The sequence below is a fragment of the Butyrivibrio sp. FC2001 genome (assembly GCF_000424125.1).
Taxonomy (GTDB): domain Bacteria; phylum Bacillota; class Clostridia; order Lachnospirales; family Lachnospiraceae; genus Butyrivibrio.
The window spans coordinates 1-19,764 of the sequence record NZ_AUJH01000003.1 but is presented as its reverse complement, the minus strand read 5'-3'; the positions used below and the strand labels follow the sequence as shown (position 1 = coordinate 19,764).

Annotated in this window: 13 protein-coding genes and 1 tRNA gene; 3 read left to right on the top strand and 11 right to left on the bottom strand. The window is 43.7% G+C overall.

The window, feature by feature from the left end; translation table 11 throughout:
* Nucleotides 1-41: 41 nt before the first annotated feature.
* The 11 genes from G601_RS0100070 to proS form a co-directional block, all read right to left on the bottom strand.
* Nucleotides 42-3,260 carry a glycosyltransferase family 39 protein gene (locus G601_RS0100070; protein WP_026664080.1) on the bottom strand — a complete coding sequence of 1,073 codons (3,219 nt, stop codon included), beginning with the start codon at nt 3,258-3,260 and terminating at the stop codon, nt 42-44.
* Entirely contained in the window at nt 3,236-5,983 is a 2,748-nt protein-coding gene (locus tag G601_RS0100065; RefSeq protein WP_026664079.1) for a YfhO family protein, read from the bottom strand. Before G601_RS0100065 ends, G601_RS0100070 begins: the two co-directional genes overlap by 25 nt.
* Before the next feature lie 28 nt (nt 5,984-6,011).
* Nucleotides 6,012-8,114 (bottom strand): glycoside hydrolase family 13 protein, encoded by a 2,103-nt coding sequence (locus G601_RS21305; RefSeq protein WP_081673339.1) that lies wholly within the window; start codon nt 8,112-8,114, stop codon nt 6,012-6,014.
* 209 nt (nt 8,115-8,323) lie between these two features.
* Nucleotides 8,324-10,198: an ATP-dependent zinc metalloprotease FtsH gene (gene ftsH / locus G601_RS0100055; RefSeq protein WP_026492299.1), complete on the bottom strand. Its 1,875-nt coding sequence runs from the start codon at nt 10,196-10,198 to the stop codon at nt 8,324-8,326.
* 12 nt (nt 10,199-10,210) lie between these two features.
* Nucleotides 10,211-10,735 (bottom strand): hypoxanthine phosphoribosyltransferase, encoded by a 525-nt coding sequence (gene hpt, locus G601_RS0100050; protein ID WP_026492300.1) that lies wholly within the window; start codon nt 10,733-10,735, stop codon nt 10,211-10,213.
* A gap of 44 nt (nt 10,736-10,779) precedes the next feature.
* On the bottom strand, nt 10,780-12,207 hold the full coding sequence (gene tilS / locus G601_RS0100045) for a tRNA lysidine(34) synthetase TilS (protein WP_155834427.1): 1,428 nt from the start codon (nt 12,205-12,207) through the stop codon (nt 10,780-10,782).
* A gap of 51 nt (nt 12,208-12,258) precedes the next feature.
* A complete protein-coding gene (locus G601_RS0100040) occupies nt 12,259-12,576 on the bottom strand; it encodes an FtsB family cell division protein (RefSeq protein ID WP_026492302.1) in 318 nt (105 codons plus the stop codon).
* 102 nt (nt 12,577-12,678) lie between these two features.
* The gene (locus G601_RS0100035) at nt 12,679-12,918 is read right to left on the bottom strand and encodes an RNA-binding S4 domain-containing protein (protein WP_026664077.1); all 240 of its coding nucleotides are present in this window, start codon (nt 12,916-12,918) and stop codon (nt 12,679-12,681) included.
* Complete coding sequence (locus tag G601_RS0100030; RefSeq protein WP_026664076.1) at nt 12,915-14,627, bottom strand: PEGA domain-containing protein; 1,713 nt, start codon at nt 14,625-14,627, stop codon at nt 12,915-12,917. The genes G601_RS0100035 and G601_RS0100030 overlap by 4 nt, the downstream gene beginning before the upstream one ends.
* Nucleotides 14,628-14,674: 47 nt before the next feature.
* Nucleotides 14,675-16,024, bottom strand: a complete 1,350-nt coding sequence (locus G601_RS0100025) for a CCA tRNA nucleotidyltransferase (protein WP_026664075.1) — start codon at nt 16,022-16,024, stop codon at nt 14,675-14,677.
* A 47-nt stretch (nt 16,025-16,071) separates the two neighbouring features.
* Entirely contained in the window at nt 16,072-17,508 is a 1,437-nt protein-coding gene (gene proS, locus G601_RS0100020; protein ID WP_026664074.1) for a proline--tRNA ligase, read from the bottom strand.
* A 339-nt stretch (nt 17,509-17,847) separates the two neighbouring features.
* Between proS and G601_RS0100015 the strand changes: the two genes are divergently transcribed.
* From G601_RS0100015 to G601_RS21295, 3 genes are all read left to right on the top strand, one after another.
* A tRNA-Lys gene (locus tag G601_RS0100015) sits at nt 17,848-17,920 on the top strand.
* 772 nt (nt 17,921-18,692) lie between these two features.
* Complete coding sequence (locus tag G601_RS21300; protein WP_035790126.1) at nt 18,693-19,451, top strand: DDE-type integrase/transposase/recombinase; 759 nt, start codon at nt 18,693-18,695, stop codon at nt 19,449-19,451.
* 105 nt (nt 19,452-19,556) lie between these two features.
* Nucleotides 19,557-19,764, top strand: a 208-nt coding sequence (locus tag G601_RS21295) for a hypothetical protein (RefSeq protein WP_035790125.1), incomplete at its 3' end; no start/stop codon positions are given.

The window sequence follows — 19,764 nt, the reverse complement described above, 5'->3', positions numbered from 1 at the left end:
TCTCCTCTACTATCGCCTATTTTTAAGCGAGCGTAAATATTTTATTTAGCAGCTTTTTTCACTTTATTTCGAAACAGAGCTGCAAATAGAATGCTTACAACCGTAATTAGCTCTGCTATTCTCCAATATACAGGCTCCCTGAACCTGATCTTTATCACTGCATCCGTCCCCGCAGGAAGCGTGATTCTAAGCTTATTGTTATCACCTGCAGAAAGGGCATAGCTTACATTTCCGTCTGTGGCATAGTAATAAGGATATGCCAGAATAGGAAGATCTGCGAAGCCCTCCTCTGCGGAATTATTTACAAGATGAAGTGAATACACACCATTATCCCTGTTTTCCTCATCATAGGTAATCTCCTCTGATGAGGGAAGTACTGACGCGTACTGAAGTCTCTCAAGATCTGTTCCCGTGAGCATGTACTGTCTGTCATCGTCAAAGGATGTCCACTCATCTATGGTTTCTATAGATACGATATTGGTCTGTTTTTCCAAAAATGTATTAATATATCCGCCGCTCTGCCAGATGGTAAGCGCAAGTAAAACCACGCTCATAACATAAGCAGGCTTCTGCTTTCTGATAACCGCATATAATGTGCAGATAAGCACCGTTGCAGCTGTTAAGTATCTTGCAGGATACTGAATGCTTCCAAGTATCTTAAATACGAACGGCATCTTATTAAACAGAAAATCATAAGGGAAGTAGCAGGTGCTAAGGACAAGGGCAAATACTGAAAGCACTGTAAGTATTATCACCATAGCCTTGCTTTTAATTTCCTTATAGTTCGCAATCAGGTAAATCACCGCAATCACGCATATTATCAGCATTGCAAGTCCGGGAGACTGCGGAAGCTCGTCCACAGGCTCTGTTCCAAGCTCTAAGATAGGAGCAAGAACATTGTAAAAAGCACCGCCCATCTGTCTCCAGGTAATTCCGAAGGTCTGAATCGGAGTCTTTTCTCCTGAGTTTATGAGCATGGGTGCGTTTTTGTAATAATCCACAAGAGGGACAAGCTGCCAGATGTTAACCACAAGTGATGCACATACTGCACCAACAAGGTTCTTCCATTTGCCTCCGGAAAGCATGGTCTTAATATCCGCGATAACAAAGATAAATATGAAAAGCGCCGCCATGACCACGCTGAGAAGGTGAGTCATGAAAAGTCCTGTCATACCTGCGCATATCAGGATAGATCCGCGAACCTTCTTCTCATCTCTGTGTATCCTTGCAAGTCCAAGGACAATAAGCGGAAGGAATGCAAAGGCGCTGTATTCACCAACTGCCTCTCTTGATAATAAATCAGTAAGTCTCCAGAATGAGAGGACGTACAAGAGCATGCAGAAGGCGCCTGTAAGTCTGTCTCCGGAAATATATTTAAAGCATACGTAAGCTGTGATTGCAGTCAGTATCTGTATCAGGACAAAGTACCACATGTACGCCATCCACAGCGGCATTCCCATAACATGAAGGATAGCCGGGATATAGAGAAGCGCATCACCGTACATAATGCCTACTGGATATCCGTAATTGTTAAACCAGTAGTGCTGCATCTTTACAGGGAATTCTCCGCACTTAAGACCCTCTGCTATTCCTGCGATTCTTCTAAGATGGAAGGGAAGGTCGTGTCCAAAAGGGATTCCCTTTGCCTTTTCGTTTTCACCATAAGCTGCTTCGTCATACTCTATAGGCTCTCCGCACCACACAATGCTAGATCCGTCAAATTCCATGATCTGGTTACAGCCCATCGACTGCAGAGTATCTATGGCCTCGGGATTCCCCCCAAAAACAAGGTAGATATAGTCAGTACTAAGCTCCTCAGGCATGTTGAATAAATATCTTCCGTAGAAGGATGTATCCCCCATATTAAACTCATAGGGAGAGAGCTTTGTTCCAAGAAGATAATAGATATAAGGCGGAATGTAGGGCTGGTTGTTATGGATTACGACAACCTGTTTATCCGCAAAGAATTCCTCCTCACCAAGGACCTTTATGGGCTCATCCAGGGGCTTCTGGAACAGATAGAGATTATCTGAATAGCTGCCAAGGTACTTTGTAAAGAAGGCTCCGCCGAATGCTAAAAATACAATGCCAAGAAGGGTTCCTGCTGCCAGGTACACCTTCTTATTCTTTGAAAACAGGTTAAGGAAGACGTCCATTCCAAAGGCTGCAAAGAATGCCAGCGTAAAGAATATTCCGTTCATCTTGTTTACGTTTGGACCGTCTCCGCCAAGCATAGAGCCGATAAGAAGCTCTGACAAAAACCACACAAGGGGAAGAAGCGCAAAGCTAAGCTCCTTTTTCTTAAAGGATTGTCCGATTGTTATAAATGAGCGGATAAGTCCTGCCACGATGAAGGGAATAGTGATGTAGTACATTGTTCCAAAGGCAGGAATGCTGTTGTAATCAAGGCTGTCGTAGAGGAATATGTTTTTAAGCGCATTTATAAAGCCTGTGAGTGTAGGCGCCATAATCTCGCCGCCGCGGTAGAAGGTCAGCGCGGGCATAGTGATGATTCCAAAGACTATGGACTCACTTCCTGTGATGTTTACGTACTGTGTCACAAGAAGAGGAAGTGCCAGTATCCCCAAAGGAATCACAAAGCATATCACTCTTAAAACATTAAGTTTCCTTGAAATAAGCAAAATCAGGAAAAATACCATCAAAAAGACAGGCATGATGGCATAACAGATAGCGTAGGTATAAAGAGATACTCCTGCAAAAACTCCTGCAAGAGCATAATCAGTGAGCTTTCCGGAATCGACAGCCTTCATAAGACCATATAAGAAGAGCGTTGTCATTCCAAGCATAAGGTTACAGTCAAGACCGAACCTTGCACTCATTACAAAGGCAGGACAAATAGTATAAAGCACAGGATAGATGTAAGCGGCAGCGGAATCCTCTCCGCACACTCTCTTAACAATCTTCTCTCCCGCAAACAGAGTTATAAGTGAAAAGACAACTCCGGGAAGTCTTATGGAGATCATGTTAAGTCCCATGAACTTAATAAAAAGCGCTGCAACGTATGCGTACAGGGCGCTCTGACCTCCGCCATAGTTTATGAGATAAACAGGAAAGGATATCAGATTCCTGTCGACACCGTAATTTGCAAGGCAGTATGCGTCATAAGCCATACCGGCTTCATCCACGTGAAGTCCGGCAGGTGAGCTTTTAAGAAATATCAGCCTCGATAGTATCGCAATTAAATATATAACACCGAAATAGATAGTTTTTTTGTTTAATGTCTTTTCCTTATCTCGCACTTTTCTTTTCTCTCCATGTTATTTAGTACTACAGCTCCTGCAATTCCCAAAATAAACAGTATTATTCCGGGCACAACTCCGGGTGTGTGATATCTCATCTCAATGCTGTGGGTTCCGGCTCCTATGGGAGTTCCAAGGAACATTATATTTGCCTTTTCAGGTGTTCTCTTCTCTCCGTCCACATATATTGTCCAGCCCTTGTCATAGGGCACGTTAAGAACCAGATATGAATCCTCAGCGGCAGTTATGGTTCCCGTAATCTCATTAGTCATAAGAGACTTGGGATTTCTGTGAAGGTTATTATCTGTCATAGTCTCAGCTGCAAGTGCCTGAGCCTTCTCAGCATAAGTATCCATGGGCTGACATATAACCTGAAGGCTGTCAAAGCTGTAGGTTCCCTTCTGAGGGAATGTGATTGTTATTCTGCTTCTGGCCTCGCTGCTATAGCACAGATTAACAAGGTAATTGTGCCATCCGCTGTAAAACTGGCTGTAGGGTGTCTTATATGCAATTGTCTTTGTTACTGCACCATTTTCGGGAGTGTCTGTGCTGACAGTGATATTCGCAGCATCCTCCTTGATGTCACAGTTTAAATTCTCAAAATACAGATATGTCTCTGATCCGGGAATTCCCTCGAAGGAAAGTGTGCACTCTGCCCCATCCTTCTTAGCCACAAAGGCACCGTCCTTAATCTTTACTTTGTGCTTATCAGTTACCTCGAAGGAAACAGAGGTCTCTGTAAATAATCCCTCAGATGCTGTATCAAGCTCTGATAATTCTACTGCAACGTCGCTGTTTTCCTTTTCCCTTACTGCGCCGTAAAGCATAGCCTGCTGCCTCTTTACAGGATCAAGAGCGTCATAGTCCTCTCTGGACATGGTCTGTCTGTAGGTGTAGCCAAGGGCAGGCGCATAGGTATTTGCGAAAATTCCAAAGTTGTACCACTCTGAAAACGGAGCATAGCCATAAGGAATGTATCTCTGCTCCTCCTCATTGTTGTAACGAAGGGTGTAGTACTTCACTCCTGCAAGCTCCATCGGAATTGTTCTGTCATCAAGCCCGAAAAATGAGAAATTGGACATCTCATTAACTGCAAGAGACTCCATAAAATCAGAAACAGCTCCATTTGCAAGACTCCAGTAGAACTGGGTTGAAGGTATACCGTAGGGAAGTGACGCATTCCAGGTAAGACTTCTTCCCGAATAGCTATAGTAATTATCAGCACCCTCAGGCACGGTCTCTGCCAGAGCCTTAAGCTCGGTATTCATTACCAGGTCATCGTACTCCTCGGGCGACATCTTATCAACGTAGCCGCTTGGAAGATTGCCCTTATCAGGTGCATTGGCAACATATCCGTTTATGACTATTCCAATAATAACTAAGAGTAGCACTCCGCCTCTTCTTACTGTCACAGGGAGCTTAACTACGAAGAGAAGCGCAAACATCACTGCAAGTAGTAAAAGCTGCGGATAGATGTTAGGTGACTTTTCTCCAAATAATATGAGAATTCCAACATAAACCACACTGATTATTCCTGCGATAAAAATGTTCTTTAAATCCTGCAGAACGATCTCCTCTGCAAAATACGTGATGAGGTAAGACAACAGAAGGCAATATGCAAAGCTCCATCTGTTGATGGTGTATGAAAAGCCTGTCATGACATAGCCTGCCACAGGAATAAGTAGCATAGCTGTCATGATTATCGCGATTATTCTATACCTTACGACCTCTCCCTTTTTATTCTCATCCGCTTTAAGGAAAAGAAGTGCAAGAGCAGGTAGCGCAATAAAGGTAAGACTGATAACAGTGTCATATCTGGGAAAATATTTATAGGAAATCATGCTGCAGAGTAGCTCCTTGTAATAGTCCAGAGAATATATTACAGGTACTGCATGTGAGCCAAGTCCTGCTCTGGGGTTTGATAAAAATGAAAGAACCACAGGAAGGAGAATCGGCATTGCAATAAGAGTTCCAACCACGCCAAAGCCAAGGAAGCTTCCAATTACGGTAATTCCCTCTTTGAAATCTTTGGCTGTCTTTTCGGTGATTATATAGATTACCGTATAAACAATAATCATCAGCACCAGCATATAGAAGAAATAGAAATTGCTGACTGCCGAAAAGGCTACTGCCAGAATAAAGGGCAGTGATCTTTTTTCATCGATATATTTCTGAACGCCATAGATAAGTAGCGGCAGACAGATCATAGGCTGAACGAACTGGGGGTTCCACATGCCTATGAATAACACGATACCGCAAAAAGAATAAGATAACGCTCCCGTGAGCCTTGCAGTAAGTGCAAAGCGCTCCTTTCTTCCAGTAAGAAGAAGGAATGCGAGACCTGCAAGGTAGGGGCGAAGAAATATCAAAAACTGAAAATAATAGTAGATGTATTTTGAGGGCAATAATCCCGCAGGAAGGTTAAGCGGATCTCCCACTGCATAATACTGCATTGATGTATAAAAATCCGCGCCATATCCTATTCCGAAATCATAACTCTGCAGGGATAGCTTGTGCTCAGTAAACAGTCTGTAAAAAATGCCTCGTATAAAGCGTCCGTACTTTGCCAGGGCATTTATATGCTGCTTAAAGGCATCCGAGCTGTTAATAAGTGATTTCCCGCTTTTAAAGAACCATCCCCAAACAAGAACGGAAATCACTATATAAATCAAAGTAAAACAGATAAATGCTTTTCTTCTGGATCCGGCAGATGAAGATTTCATTATTATCAACCTCTTTTTAGTTTTATTTTTACATACGGAAGAAGTTGGTAGACCAGAATGCTTCCTCGTTCACCGCTGTTATTCTGTTGTACTGTAGTACAACTGCAGAATCACTGCCATAAGCCCTTACAAGCTTACCGTTTTTAACAGTATAGCTTAAGGGGTCTGTTGTAAAGCCTTTATTATTGCTTTCCATGACTCTTATAAGTCTGGCCTCATCAGGAATACCAAGGGGTGCGAGACTTATCTCGTTGACAGTGAGGTACTCATTTGTGTTTATGACCACAACCGTAGCGCTGATTCTGTTAAAGCGCCCAAAAGCGAGAACTCCGTCTCCGGCATCAAGTCGCACGATTGAACCGGTTTTCAGCTCCACACTTGTCTTGTGGATATGGATCATCTCCTTGTGGAAGCGGATCATTTCCTGATCCTCTGTTCCCCAGGGATATGTTCTTCTGTTATCAGGGTCTGTAAAGCCGCACATTCCCGCTTCATCGCCATAGTATATAGTCGGTGCTCCGGGCCAGGTCATCTGAACTGTGACAGCCTGCCTCATCACGGCCTTTCTCACGCCCTCTTCAGCAGCTATAAAGCCCTTAGTTCCACATCTTCCAACCACATGGTTTGTCCTAGTCAGGAATCTGGAGTGATCGTGGTTAGAGAGCTCGTTCATGGCTACCAGAGCAGATTCCTGAACGAAGTTATCCGCTCCTGCTGTAATCATCGTATCCCAGAATCTGTTTACATCTCCCATCAGCTCACCATGGAACTCATCGCTGTGCTTCTCCATTCCTGTGAGGAAATAGGTCAGGGGCTCCATGAAGGCGTCATAGTTCATTACGCTGTCCCATTCGCCGCCCTTTAACCATTCATGGGCACTTCCATAATGCTCAGCGAGAATAAGCGCATCAGGATTGGCCTCCTTTACAGCCTCTCTGAACTTCTTCCAGAAGCTGTGATTGTACTCGGAGGAATGACCAAGGTCCGCAGCCACGTCAAGACGCCATCCGTCTGCATAGTAAGGAGCAGAAACCCACTTCCTTCCGATGTCTAAGATATAATTCTCCAGCTTTTTGGAGCCTTCGTAATTAAGCTTGGGAAGAGTATCATAGCCCCACCAGCCCTCATAGTTATTGTTGTAGGGCCACTCTCCTCCGTAGAAGCTGAAATAATCGTGATAGGGGCTGTTCTTGGCTATATAAGCGCCGGGCTCATACCCACGGGCATTCTCATATATGCGCTCCTTATCCATCCACTTGTTGAATGAACCGCAGTGATTGAATACGCCGTCAAGAATAACCCTTATTCCGCGCTTATGGGCCTCCGATACCACCTTTGCAAAAAGTGCATCAGACGCCTCTAAATTCTCTTTATTTGTAACCCTGTCTATATAACAGGTGGCATTTCTGTTTTCATCATTCTCTTCCAGCAGATCGCCGTTATCCGTGATGATAACTCCGAAATGAGGATCGATATGATCATAGTCCTGCGTATCGTACTTATGACATGATGGCGACACAAACAGAGGATTGAAATATATAACCTCTATTCCAAGATCCTTAAGATAATCAAGCTTATCAAGAACGCCCTGAAGGTCTCCACCGTAAAACTCTCTTATATCCCCGTCAGGATCCGGGTATTTTTTCCAGTTGGTAACCTGAATGCTTCGGCCGCCAACATATTTGTATTCGTCTGTTAAAACATCATTGGATGGATCACCGTTTCTGAATCTGTCCACGAAAATCTGGTACATTACTGCGCCCTTGGCCCAGTCCGGTGTCTCATACCCAAGTATCATTCTGAATTTATAGTAATCCGGAACGGAGAAGCTCACTCCCCTTCTGTCATAGTAGAGTGTCTCTCCATCCCCTTCAATTCTGAAATAGTAATATATTGTATCGCTGTTCTCTGGAATCTTTTCCTTGAATAAGTAGTAGTCGTAACCATCCTCGGAGTGGTGCTTCTTCATCTCTTCTTCTACAAGCTGAACACCATTCCTGTAAACAAGTATTACCTTTTTTGCATCATCCTGTCCGCATCGGAAATGCAAAAACACTGTATTGCCGGGCTTGGGATGCGGCGGCTGAAGAAAGTCCAGTGTCATATCATGGAACAGTCTGTCCCTTCTAATCATAAAAAATTCTCCTTGAAATGAAAAAAAGACAGCTTAGGGTTGCTGTCTTTTTTAGAGAAGGTATTTCTTTCTTATGGGTATAGCAAAAAACTTTAATGTATTGGGGGTTACGTGATTATATTAGCACCGCTCTCTTTTCCGGTAAATACTCACGTTTCACAAAATAACTAAAACCCCTTGCCCATTTTTGTATATTTTGCACAAGCTTAGATTTTTTCAGCCAGTGCTGCTATGTCTTCCCTTAGTGAAACAGCAGGGTGAGAAGCGAAAAGTTCTTCAAACTCCTCGCGACCTATTTTTTCTTTTTCAATCAAAAGTGCAGAACTGGAATGAAGAATATCCTCATAGGATCTTATGATCTCCTTAGCCTTTGCATAGCAAAGATCAATAATATCCTTGACCTGCTTATCAATTTCACCTGCCATCAGCTCAGAATTTCTCTTGTTATGCTGAATATCGTAGCCGATGAAAACGTCCTCTTCCTGCTCGTTGTAATTGATGATACCGATCTTCTTTGACATGCCGTATACGGTAACCATCTTTCTCGCTTCACTTGTTGCCTTCTGAATATCACTTGAAGCTCCTGTGGTAATATCACCAAAGATAATCTCCTCGGCAATTCTTCCACCAAGAACAACCATAATCTCCTGAAGCATCTTGCCCTTTGTAAGGAACATCTCGTCCTTCTCAGGGAGAGGCATTGTGTAGCCTGCTGCTCCCATACCTGTAGGAATAACTGATACGGTGTAGACAGGTCCTACATCAGGAAGTACATGATAAAGTATCGCATGACCTGACTCATGATATGCAGTGATCTTCTTTTCCTTGTCGGAAATGATGTGGCTGTGCTTCTCGGTTCCTATTCCAACCTGAACAAATGCCTTCTGAATATCATTCTGTTTGATATAGGTGCGGTCATCCATAGCTGCATTGATAGCTGCTTCATTAAGCAGGTTCTCAAGATCAGCACCTGTAAAGCCGGCTGTTGTCTGAGCGATATCCTTAAGTACTACATCCTCGCCAAGCGGCTTGTTTCTTGCATGTACCTTGAGGATCTCCTCTCTTCCCCTTACATCAGGACGGGCAACAGTAATCTTTCTGTCGAAACGTCCGGGGCGAAGGATAGCGGGATCAAGAATATCTACGCGGTTTGTAGCCGCCATTACTATGATTCCCTCATTAACTCCAAAACCGTCCATCTCAACAAGGAGCTGGTTCAGAGTCTGCTCACGCTCATCGTGGCCACCGCCCATACCTGTACCACGGCGTCTTGCAACTGCATCTATCTCATCAATGAAGATGATACAGGGTGAATTTTTCTTAGCATCTGAGAACAGGTCTCTTACTCTGGAAGCACCAACACCGACGAACATCTCAACGAAGTCAGAACCGGAAATGCTAAAGAAGGGAACACCTGCTTCTCCTGCGACAGCTCTTGCAAGAAGAGTCTTACCTGTTCCGGGAGCACCCTCTAAGAGAACACCCTTAGGAATCCTCGCACCGACCCTGGTAAACTTTCCTGCATCCTTCAGAAATTCGATGATCTCTGTAAGCTGCTCTTTTTCCTCAACAAGACCTGCTACGTCTGAAAGCTTGATCTTGTTGTCATCTCCTGTTGAAAGACGAGCTCTGCTCTTACCGAAGTTCATCATACGGCTGTTACCGGATGACTGCCCCTGAGCATTGTTCATCATCACGAACAGGAAGGTAATAACAAATAATCCGACCAGTATCGGAATGATACTGCTGATCAGCAGATTCTCGCTTGGTACATCCCTCACTACAGGATCTATACCATTGCTGACAAGAATCTCCTCAATTACTGAAACATCAGTTGCGTACAGAACCTTGTCCTGTCCGTCGGCAAGTGTAATCTGAACCACACCTGTAGGTGTCTCACGGTTAGGTATAATAACCGCAGATAACAGCTTCCCGCTTTCAACATCCTGTTCCAATTGTCCTCTCGTATAGGCCGTGTCCGAAGACTGGATTCTTCCTTTCCCGTACTCAAGGAAGGCCAAGGCCAGAAGGAGAACGATAATAAGCCCAAAGTAGAAACTAAATCCCCTGCTTTTATTCACTGTTTATCCCCTTTAATCGAATTCTACAACCCCAATGAAAGGAAGGTTTCTATATCTCTGATCGTAGTCAAGACCATAACCAACTACGAACTCATCAGGAATGTTGAAGCCTGTGTAATCAACCTTAACATCCATAACTCTTCTCTCAGGCTTGTCAAGAAGTGTGCAAAGCTTAATGCTTGCAGGGCCTCTGTCACCAAGCATCTTAAGAAGATAGCTGAGAGTCCTTCCGGAATCCACGATATCCTCAACTACAAGAACGTCCTTACCTGTAAGGGGTTCATCGAGATCCTTAACGATTTTAACCACGCCACTGGATTTTGTTGAAGATCCATAGCTTGAAGCTGACATAAAGTCCATAGTTACAGGAACAGTGATTCTCTTGGCAAGCTCACACATGAAGAATGTGCCGCCCTTAAGAACACATACAAGGTGTACTGTCTTACCTGCGTAATCCTTGCTGATCTGCTCTCCTATCTCCTGTATTCTCTTGTCTACTTCTTCCTCAGAAAGTAATACTCTAACTGATTCTGCCATAATTACCTCTCTTCCGGAAATGTCATACACTCCGTCTTTCTTAATCATTTTATTACTGTTACTTCCAAAACTCTGTCTGAATCATCACCAAGCTTGTAGAAATCGCCTATACGGTATCCGGGAATCCAGAGAACATTACCCCCGTCAGCCAGTATATAGAGCTCATCTCTTTTGTTAATTGGGATCTTTTCGTCTATCATGAATTTCTTCAGTTTTTTATTTCCATTTCCGACCGAAATGATGTCTCCAGTCCTTCGTGTTCGGAATTGCAAACTATTATTTATTTTATCATAATTAAACCATTTAGTATATTCAGTTGTCGGTATTTTGAATGAGCTTTTATAGGGAAAAACCCTTAAGTTTACCAACCCCAGATTTGGAATTTCCTTCTCAAGAATATCCCCGCTCTCCATTTTACTAAGGTCAAGCTCTATACTCTCATTATGAGATAATTTCTCATCTGATTCAAAGTAAAAATAAAGTTTCCCATAGTTTCTTACTGCTTTTATCCCATATGGGAGGCTTAACATTGCTGAACCGTCCGTGCTAAGCACCATTCCGGACAGTTCCTGTATGTGTACGGACTGAATATCCTTCACATGGGGATACAGCAGATGTATTCCCTTTATTATCAGCCTCTCCCTGATTATCTCAGGTACCGTTGCAAGTACAATGCAGTCAAGAACCACTTCCTCCTTAGAACTCTCTATCAGCCAGTTTTTAACGGCCAGAGCCTGCTCCTCAAGGAAATCATCAATCTTTGCAAGATACTCCGCCGTTTCAGCCACATGTATGTCTGCCCTGGGATTTATCTGCTCCCTTGCCACGGGAATGATATTGTGCCTAATCCTGTTTCTGGTGTATTCATCCGTAAAATTACTGTTGTCAGTACAGTGCTCATACCCCTTTTCAGACAGGTACTTCTCAATCTCATCCCTTCCCGTCATGATAAGCGGCCTTATGAGCTCAAAGCCTTCCCTTGTTCCCCTGGCTCTTATTCCGGAGAGCCCCTTTATCCTGCTTCCTCTGAAAAGGTTGTGGAGTACAGTTTCAGCCTGATCATTTCTGTTGTGTGCCGTTGCGATTTTCACAGGCTTTCCTGTCTTTCTTGATATCTCTCCTGCTATATCACAAAAAGCCCTGTATCTTTCGTTTCTACCGGCTTCTTCCTCGGAATACGCCGCCTCCTTAGTAATTTCCGGAATGTTTATATCTCTTCTGTAAAACGGAACATCCCATTTTTTACACAGCTCTTCCACAAAAACCGCTTCGTCCTCTGCCACATCACGTATCATGTGGTTAATATGTACCACATACAGGCCAAAGCCCAGTTCCTCCCTAAGCTCGCACAGAGTATGAAAAAGGCAGACAGAATCAGCTCCACCGGACACGCCGGCAAGTATTATCTCTCCACCCGTAATTAGCTTCTCGCCTTTTATAAATTTTTTTAATTCTTCTGTCAGACTATTCATCTTTAATCTAAAAAGCTCCGGAAGTTTTATTTCCGGAGCTCTTATCACCTTTTAGTTTGCTGAGCTTTTATCCTTGAAAATTATTTCTCCGGGATATACAAGACCCAGTTTTTCTTTTGCAATCTGTTCAATATACTTTCTGGTTGTTGTATATGTCTCAAATTCTGCAATTTCTTCACTGCGCTGCTGCTCTTCATCTATCTGCGCCTGCAGTGCCTCGATCTTGCTCTGATACTGGTCTCTCTTCTGCACCAGTCCAAAGCTCCTGACTAATACCACCACAAGAAGAAGTGCCACAGCAACAGTAGCCATAATCATACCGTATGTACTTTGAATACTACCTCTTTTGTACTTTGCTCTTGTTGCCATTTTTGCTCCCCATCCGAAATTTTACATACAAACGTTATTTCGGAGATAAAATCCTTCAATTCTATTTTAGTACGCACTAAATGTACTGTCAAATCGCAAGGATTAAATGTAACGATAAAGCGATGACACATCCTCTTTATGGATTGTCTCCTTTACGTCCAGTACTTCGACCTTAACATCCTTGTTACCAAAGCTTATTGATATGATGTCTCCGGCCTTAACTTCAGTGCCTGCCTTGGCCACTCTGTCATTTATCATGACTCTTCCTGCATCGCAGGCGTCATTTGCTACTGTTCTTCTCTTAATAAGTCTTGTAACCTTTAAATATTTATCCAGTCTCACGGTTCTCCTCCACTTACCTCTGCCGGATCTTCATCTGTTCCTCCGGGCTCTGAGGTTTTATCTTCATCTGCAGAATCACTTCCTGTGTCTGCATTTCCGCTGTCATCACTGCCCTCATCCTTCTTTACAGGCACAAGTGCTGGGAATGAGTAAGTAACATTGCTCTTTTCCTTATCAATCTGGATGGTATAGCTCTTGGTCTCATAGCCATCCTTCTGAAGTGTGACCATATGCTTTCCGGGTGTCTTGGCAAAGCTTACAGGCATGATTCCCACGTAATTGCCATCAAAATATGCCTCTGCGCCTATAGGTGCATCGAAGGTCACCTTGTAGCCGATAAGCACATCCTCTTCACTTGATCCGGAGCTTGATGAACTTGATCCATCACCTGTTGTAGCAGCACCTGAACCCTTATTTCCATCAGAGCTGTCGGAATCATCATCTTCGTCATCATCATCCGAAGCCGCCACTGTTGTTGCCGCCTCAGAGTCAACTCCTGCCGTTGTTCCGCTTGAAGCACTTGAAGAAGACTTTGATGAGTTTTTCTTCTTTGTGGAAGCGGTATCGGACGCATTTCCATCACTCACATTGTATCTGCTGTAATCATAGGGCTCACTTGAATAGTCGCCTGCCGCATCGCCAGATGTCACTTCATCGCTTGAAGCCTCATCCGATGAATCACCTGTGCCATCCTTTGGTTCAAGATCTATGAAAAGTGTCGCATTGGGTTCAGCCACCTTAAGCGTATGGTCCTGAGGCTCATACCCTTCTGCCATAACGTGAAGCTTATGCTTTCCATAGGTAAAGGTATAAGGCACCTCTGACAGAATCTCATCTCCATCCACAAATATTCTTGCGGTAGAAGGTGTAACCACAAAGGTGACATTTCCTTCCTTTATCGGCTCTACCTCAGCTACGCTGGTATCTATTACAGTCTCTTCATTTCGGTTTACAACTATCTCAGATGAAAACTTCGCACCATTTCCAAGAATGCTGACATTGTAATTACCCTCAGGAGCGCTAATCAGCATATTGGGGGTAATCTTACGAATTACCTCCTTGTCCAGCTCAATCCAGGCACCCACAAGGCTCCTGTCATTAACTCTGTCAGAAGACAGGCTCACATAGCCGTGTCCCCTTGTGACCACTATGCTGTAGATTTCTTTATCTATTCCGCTGACACGAATCGTATCAGTCATAAGGATATCTTCCGGGTTAACCGACTGTCCGTCTGATATTATCAGTGTCTTGGGTGTTATATGAAAAACTGTGCTGTTTACCTTTGCTGTCTCATCGTCACTTACAAGGTCAAAATTATTGACCTCTTCCTCCACCCAGGCATCGTCTGAAATTATCAGTGAATTAAGGTGCTTCACACCCTTTAAGAAGGTGATATCAACCACCTGTCCAACCTCAAGCCTTGATGCCGACATCGGTCTTCCATGAATGTCATATATCATGGAAGTGTTGTCGTAGCTTAAGGTATAGTTTTTACCAATGTCGTGATTTCTGAACTGTATAGTCTTGGAATATGTATTGACCTGCTTTACAGATGCCGTGTCTGCAGAATCGTACTTACCAAGCAGGGAAACCCTGACCTTGGCATCCTCTGTTATAACCGATTCCGTAGCGCACACACTTAGCGGCTGCTGCATTGTAAATGCCACCGCCAGCAGCAGTATGAAGAATCTCTGAAATTTATTTTTCATAAGTCTTCCCCCTTTTCCAAAAATACTTTTGGAAATAACCCCAAGCTCTATTCATTCCCTTTCATAGAAAATCTTGCGAAATTAGTTTCATCCAGCAGATACTCCTTGGTGTTATGAGACGGATCATCTATAACATCCGAAAGCATTGCTGCCAGAATATCTCCCAGCTCCTTCCCGGGAGTAATACCCTTTCCGATAAGATCCTTACCGTTTACGGCAAGATCCTTAAGAGAAAAGCACTCACCATCGCGCTTTACCTCCTCATACAGATCGTTCAATTTCCCGATCCATTCATATTTCTCATCCTGGTGATAGCTGCTCTTAGCAGCAGTATCAGCCATCTTCACCTTGATAAAGCAGGGAAACAGCTCATCCCCTATCTTGTTCATGGCCCTTCTGACATTTTTCTTCTCAGCAGGGAAGCGCCAGTCATGGCACCAAATGAGCTTTTCAACCTTATCCATGGTATCCCTGTCAAACTTAAGGCGTCTCAATATAGCAGCTGCTGTCTTGGCGCCCTTTTCAGCATGGTGATAAAAATGGTCTATGCCCTTTTCATCCGTAGTCCTGCAGGAAGGCTTCTCAATATCATGAAGAAGCATTGTAAGCCTTAAAACCTTGTCACCTTCAATACTCTCAACAGACTTGACGATGTGATCTCCCACATCATAGGCATGGTGAGGATTGTTCTGAGGTGTATCGAAGCACCTGTCGAATTCAGGCATAAAAACTGCGGATAAGCCTGTTTCGTATAACTCTTTAACTTTTCCCGGATTATCGGAAGTGATGAGCTTAACAAGCTCAACCTGTACTCTCTCAGCACTTATTCTGTCCAGCGTGGGCGCAAGCTCCGTTATGGCTTTCCTTGTATCCTCTTCTATAGAATAGCCGAGCTGAGCTGCAAACCTGACCGCCCTCATCATTCTAAGGGCATCCTCGGTAAAACGCTCCCTGGGCTCTCCTACGCATCTGATTATCTTTTTATCGATATCAGCAAGGCCATCAAATTCATCGATCAGGCCATCCTCATAGCTGTAAGCCATGGCGTTGATGGTGAAGTCTCTTCTCTTTAAATCCTCAACGAGACTGGCTGTGAAGGTCACGTCCTTGGGATGCCTTCCATCCTCATACTCACCGTCTATGCGGTAGGTGGTGACTTCAAAGCCCTCTTTGCCCATCATTACTGTAACTGTACCGTGCTGTATTCCGGTATCTATGGTTCTTCCAAATATTTCCTTAACCTGCTCAGGCCTTGCACTTGTGGTGATGTCCCAGTCTCCGGGCTCCCTGCCCAGAATACTGTCGCGGACACATCCGCCAACCACATAGGCCTCGTATCCGGCATCATGGAGCTTGTCCAGAATCTCGGCTGCAGGCGCAGGTATATCAATTTTGATTGTTTGTCTATTCAAATCTTTCTTCTATCTTTCGTCTTGGTATTGCATTAATATGCTCTGCCCCAGTAAACCATCTTGGTTGCAGGTTTACCGCAGCATACGCAGGTTCCTGACAGATTCTCCTGCTCAAAAGGAATACATCTGCTTGTTACAGAATAATCTTCCTTAATCTTATCTTCACAAGCTCTGTCGCCACACCACATAGCCTTTACAAAGCCCTTGGTCTCCTTGAAGGCTTCCTCGAACTCTTCCTTGGTTGTAGCAGCAAAAGTGTGAGTATCAAGGTGGTTCTTGGCTCTGTCGTACATATCATGCTGGATCTTGGGAAGGAGCTCGCCAACCTTGGCAGCTACTTCATCAATAGCGCACTCGATCTTTTCTCTGGTATCTCTTCTTACGATAACGCACTTGCCGGCCTCAATATCCTTAGGGCCGATCTCAATACGAAGCGGTATACCGCGCATCTCCTGATCTGCGAACTTGTATCCGGGGCTTCTGTCTGAATCATCAAGCTTAGCTCTGAAGTCCTTAAGTGCCTCAAGCATCTTACCTGCTGTCTCAAGAACGCCTTCCTTCTTCTGCTGGATAGGAACGATCATAACCTGTACAGGAGCGATTCTCGGAGGAAGCACAAGACCTGAGTTATCGCCGTGAACCATGATCATAGCTCCGATAAGTCTTGTTGTAGCGCCCCATGATGTCTGGAATACATGATGAAGCTTATTATCTTTTCCTGCATACTGAATCTCGAATGCCTTGGCAAAGCCATCACCGAAGTTGTGGCTTGTAGCTGACTGAAGAGCTCTTCCGTCGTGCATAAGTGCCTCTACAGTATAAGTAGCCTCAGCACCTGCAAACTTCTCCTTCTCAGTCTTCTGCCCCTTAATTACCGGGATAGCCATATCCTCAGCAAGGAAATCAGCGTATACATTCAGCATCTGCTGTGTTCTCTCCTCAGCCTCCTCAAAGGTAGCGTGAGCAGTATGACCCTCCTGCCAGAGGAATTCTCTTGAACGAAGGAAGGGACGTGTCTCCTTCTCCCAACGAACAACGCTGCACCACTGATTAAGAACCTGGGGAAGATCCTTATAGGAATGAATCTCTCCCTTATAATAATCGCAGAAAAGAGTTTCTGATGTAGGACGTACACAATATCTCTCTGTAAGAGGCTCTGTACCACCATGTGTAACCCATGCCACTTCAGGTGCGAAACCTTCGACGTGATCCTTCTCCTTCTGAAGAAGAGACTCCGGAATCAGCATTGGCAGATATGCGTTTGTAACCCCGGTCTTCTTGAATCTCTCATCCAGGTGCTTCTGAATAAGCTCCCATATTGCATATCCTGCAGGCTTAATTACCATAAAGCCCTTAATATTTGAATAGCTTATAAGTCCTGCCTTAGTAACTACGTCGGTGTACCATTGTGTAAAATCCTCATCCATTGAGGTTATCTCTGATACAAGTTTCTTTCCATCCTGTGCCATGAATAAAATCTCCTAAAAAAATTTTTTTATTTTATTTTTCTATCTAATTCGCATAGTTTGTTTCATGTTAATGCGTCAAAGCCAGATTTGTCAAGGGTTTGCCCCATTCTTTGCCCTTTCCCGATTCACTTCCCGATAACATTAGTATATAATTTATTTGTGGAAACTTTTTGATTTTTTAAAATCAAAGAATCACGTATTTATGCGCTTTCCGCGGTACTTATTGTAAAAAAAATTTAAATTTTGAAAAAAATTTAAAAAAGTGCTTGCATTCCTAAAAAAACCGTAGTAATATATCACTTGTCGCTAAGACAGCGACACGAAAGCAACACCAAACAAGCGCTTCTAGCTCAGTTGGTAGAGCACCTGACTCTTAATCAGGGTGTCCAGGGTTCGAGCCCCTGGAGGCGCACGCCGAGTACTGTTTTGTGGGTATATCCCATGGGGCGGTACTTTTTTTGCGCGTTAAAGAGAGCCATGCAAAAAGAAGATATGTAGAATTCGTGGGAGCTTGCTCACTAAGAATTCTATATATCTTCTTTTTTATACGGCGAACGCCGCGACAACGAGGAACAAGCGAAGCGGTTCCGAGTCTGTCGGGCATGGCTCACTCCGCGCGTACGAAAGGAGCTTGCTCACCTAAGGCGTTGTCCTCTTTCTTTTTAATTTATGCGGCGAATGCCGCGTAAATGAGGAATCGTTTCACGATTCCGAATCTTGCGTGCGGGGTATATCCCTCCCCTTGCGGTTCCGAGTCTGTCGGGCATGGCTCCCTCCGCGCGTGCTAGTGAGAAGCTTGCTCATAGAAATTCATTCAATTTGGAAATATTTTCTCTTTTTTCCCATTTGGTATCCTTTTTTACGCTTTTTTCCAGATATATTTTGTTCTGTTGGTAACACAACTACATTTTCTTCAATTTGGTACCCCTATATCTAAGATTTAGGGATACCAAATTACTATTTTCATCGAATAATTTCCATTTTCCAGAGAAAGCCCTTAAAAAAACCACCAAAAAGGATACCAAACACAGGAAAATACCCGTTTTGATAATCCCTTTGTAAGTGGTAATCTAAAACCATCAAATTTAGGCAGTTAAGATCCAGCAGTTTTTGGCAGTCAGAAACCAGCAGTCATCAACATCTCAGATGTCATTTTATAATGGCATTTGGGAGGTGAAGAAAGGATGATTGACTGGATGATTTACACCAAGATTCAAGAAGCCAAAAGAAAGGGTCTGAACAAGACCCAGACAGCCAGATGGCTGAATCTCAACAGAGAAACAGTACGGACATACTGGGATATGCCACCGGATAAGTTCGCCCAAAGGCTTGAGGCATCCCAGCACAGGGAAAGTAAGGTTGATAAATATAAGGACTTTATAGTCTCCTGCCTTACCGATTACCCTGACATGTCCGCAGCTCAGATCTATGACTGGATCAAGGAGCGTAATGGACTGGAAACACTTGATTTCCAAAAGCGTGCATTCAGGGATTATGTCAAACGTATCCGTGAAGAGTATGACATAAAGAAGCCTGTACATAGCAGACAGTATGAAGCTGTGGAGGAGCTACCACCCGGACAGCAGGCTCAGGTGGATATGGGCGAGATTTATGTTGCGACCACAACCGGAAGGAACAAAAAGATATACTGCTTTGCAATGGTTCTCGCGCATTCAAGGTACAAGTTCGTACTATGGCAGGAACACCCATTTACAACGGAAACGTTTGTAATAGCACATGTAAAAGCATTTACTTTTCTGGGAGGGCGTCCCAAAGAGATTGTCTACGATCAGGATAAAATCCTGGCGGTAAGCGAGAATCATGGAGACATCATATATACAGATGGCTTCCAGAGCTACCTTTCAGAAGTAAACTTTGAAGTCCGTTTATGTCGTGGATACGATCCGGAATCCAAGGGTTATGACAAGTTATTTTTTATGTAAAGAAATAATAACAACCCATGTAGTATAAGCAATTATTTGTAGATTTCTTTACATAATAATGCCGATACTGTTACTAAAGACATTTATGAAAGGAGAACGTTGTCTATGGTAACAGATATCAGTGAATTAATTAAACTATGTAGTGCAGAGCTGATTGACAGACAGTACAAACCTGACTATGCAGAAAAGATTCAGTCGCACTGGGATGAACTAAAATGCTGGATGGAAAAGAACTCTTTAACAGTTTTTTCTGAAAGAATCGCTAATCAGTATTGTGATTACCATATAGGAACCCATCTGCTTTTAGAAGGGA

Bases quoted from the DNA above. Each gene is read 5' to 3' on its own strand.
- G601_RS0100065 (WP_026664079.1), bottom strand. From the start codon at position 5,983: ATGAAATCTTCATCTGCCGGATCCAGAAGAAAAGCATTTATCTGTTTT.
- hpt (WP_026492300.1), bottom strand. From the start codon at position 10,735: ATGGCAGAATCAGTTAGAGTATTACTTTCTGAGGAAGAAGTAGACAAG.
- tilS (WP_155834427.1), bottom strand. From the start codon at position 12,207: ATGAATAGTCTGACAGAAGAATTAAAAAAATTTATAAAAGGCGAGAAG.
- G601_RS0100040 (WP_026492302.1), bottom strand. From the start codon at position 12,576: ATGGCAACAAGAGCAAAGTACAAAAGAGGTAGTATTCAAAGTACATAC.
- G601_RS0100030 (WP_026664076.1), bottom strand. From the start codon at position 14,627: ATGAAAAATAAATTTCAGAGATTCTTCATACTGCTGCTGGCGGTGGCA.
- proS (WP_026664074.1), bottom strand. From the start codon at position 17,508: ATGGCACAGGATGGAAAGAAACTTGTATCAGAGATAACCTCAATGGAT.
- G601_RS21300 (WP_035790126.1), top strand. From the start codon at position 18,693: ATGATTGACTGGATGATTTACACCAAGATTCAAGAAGCCAAAAGAAAG.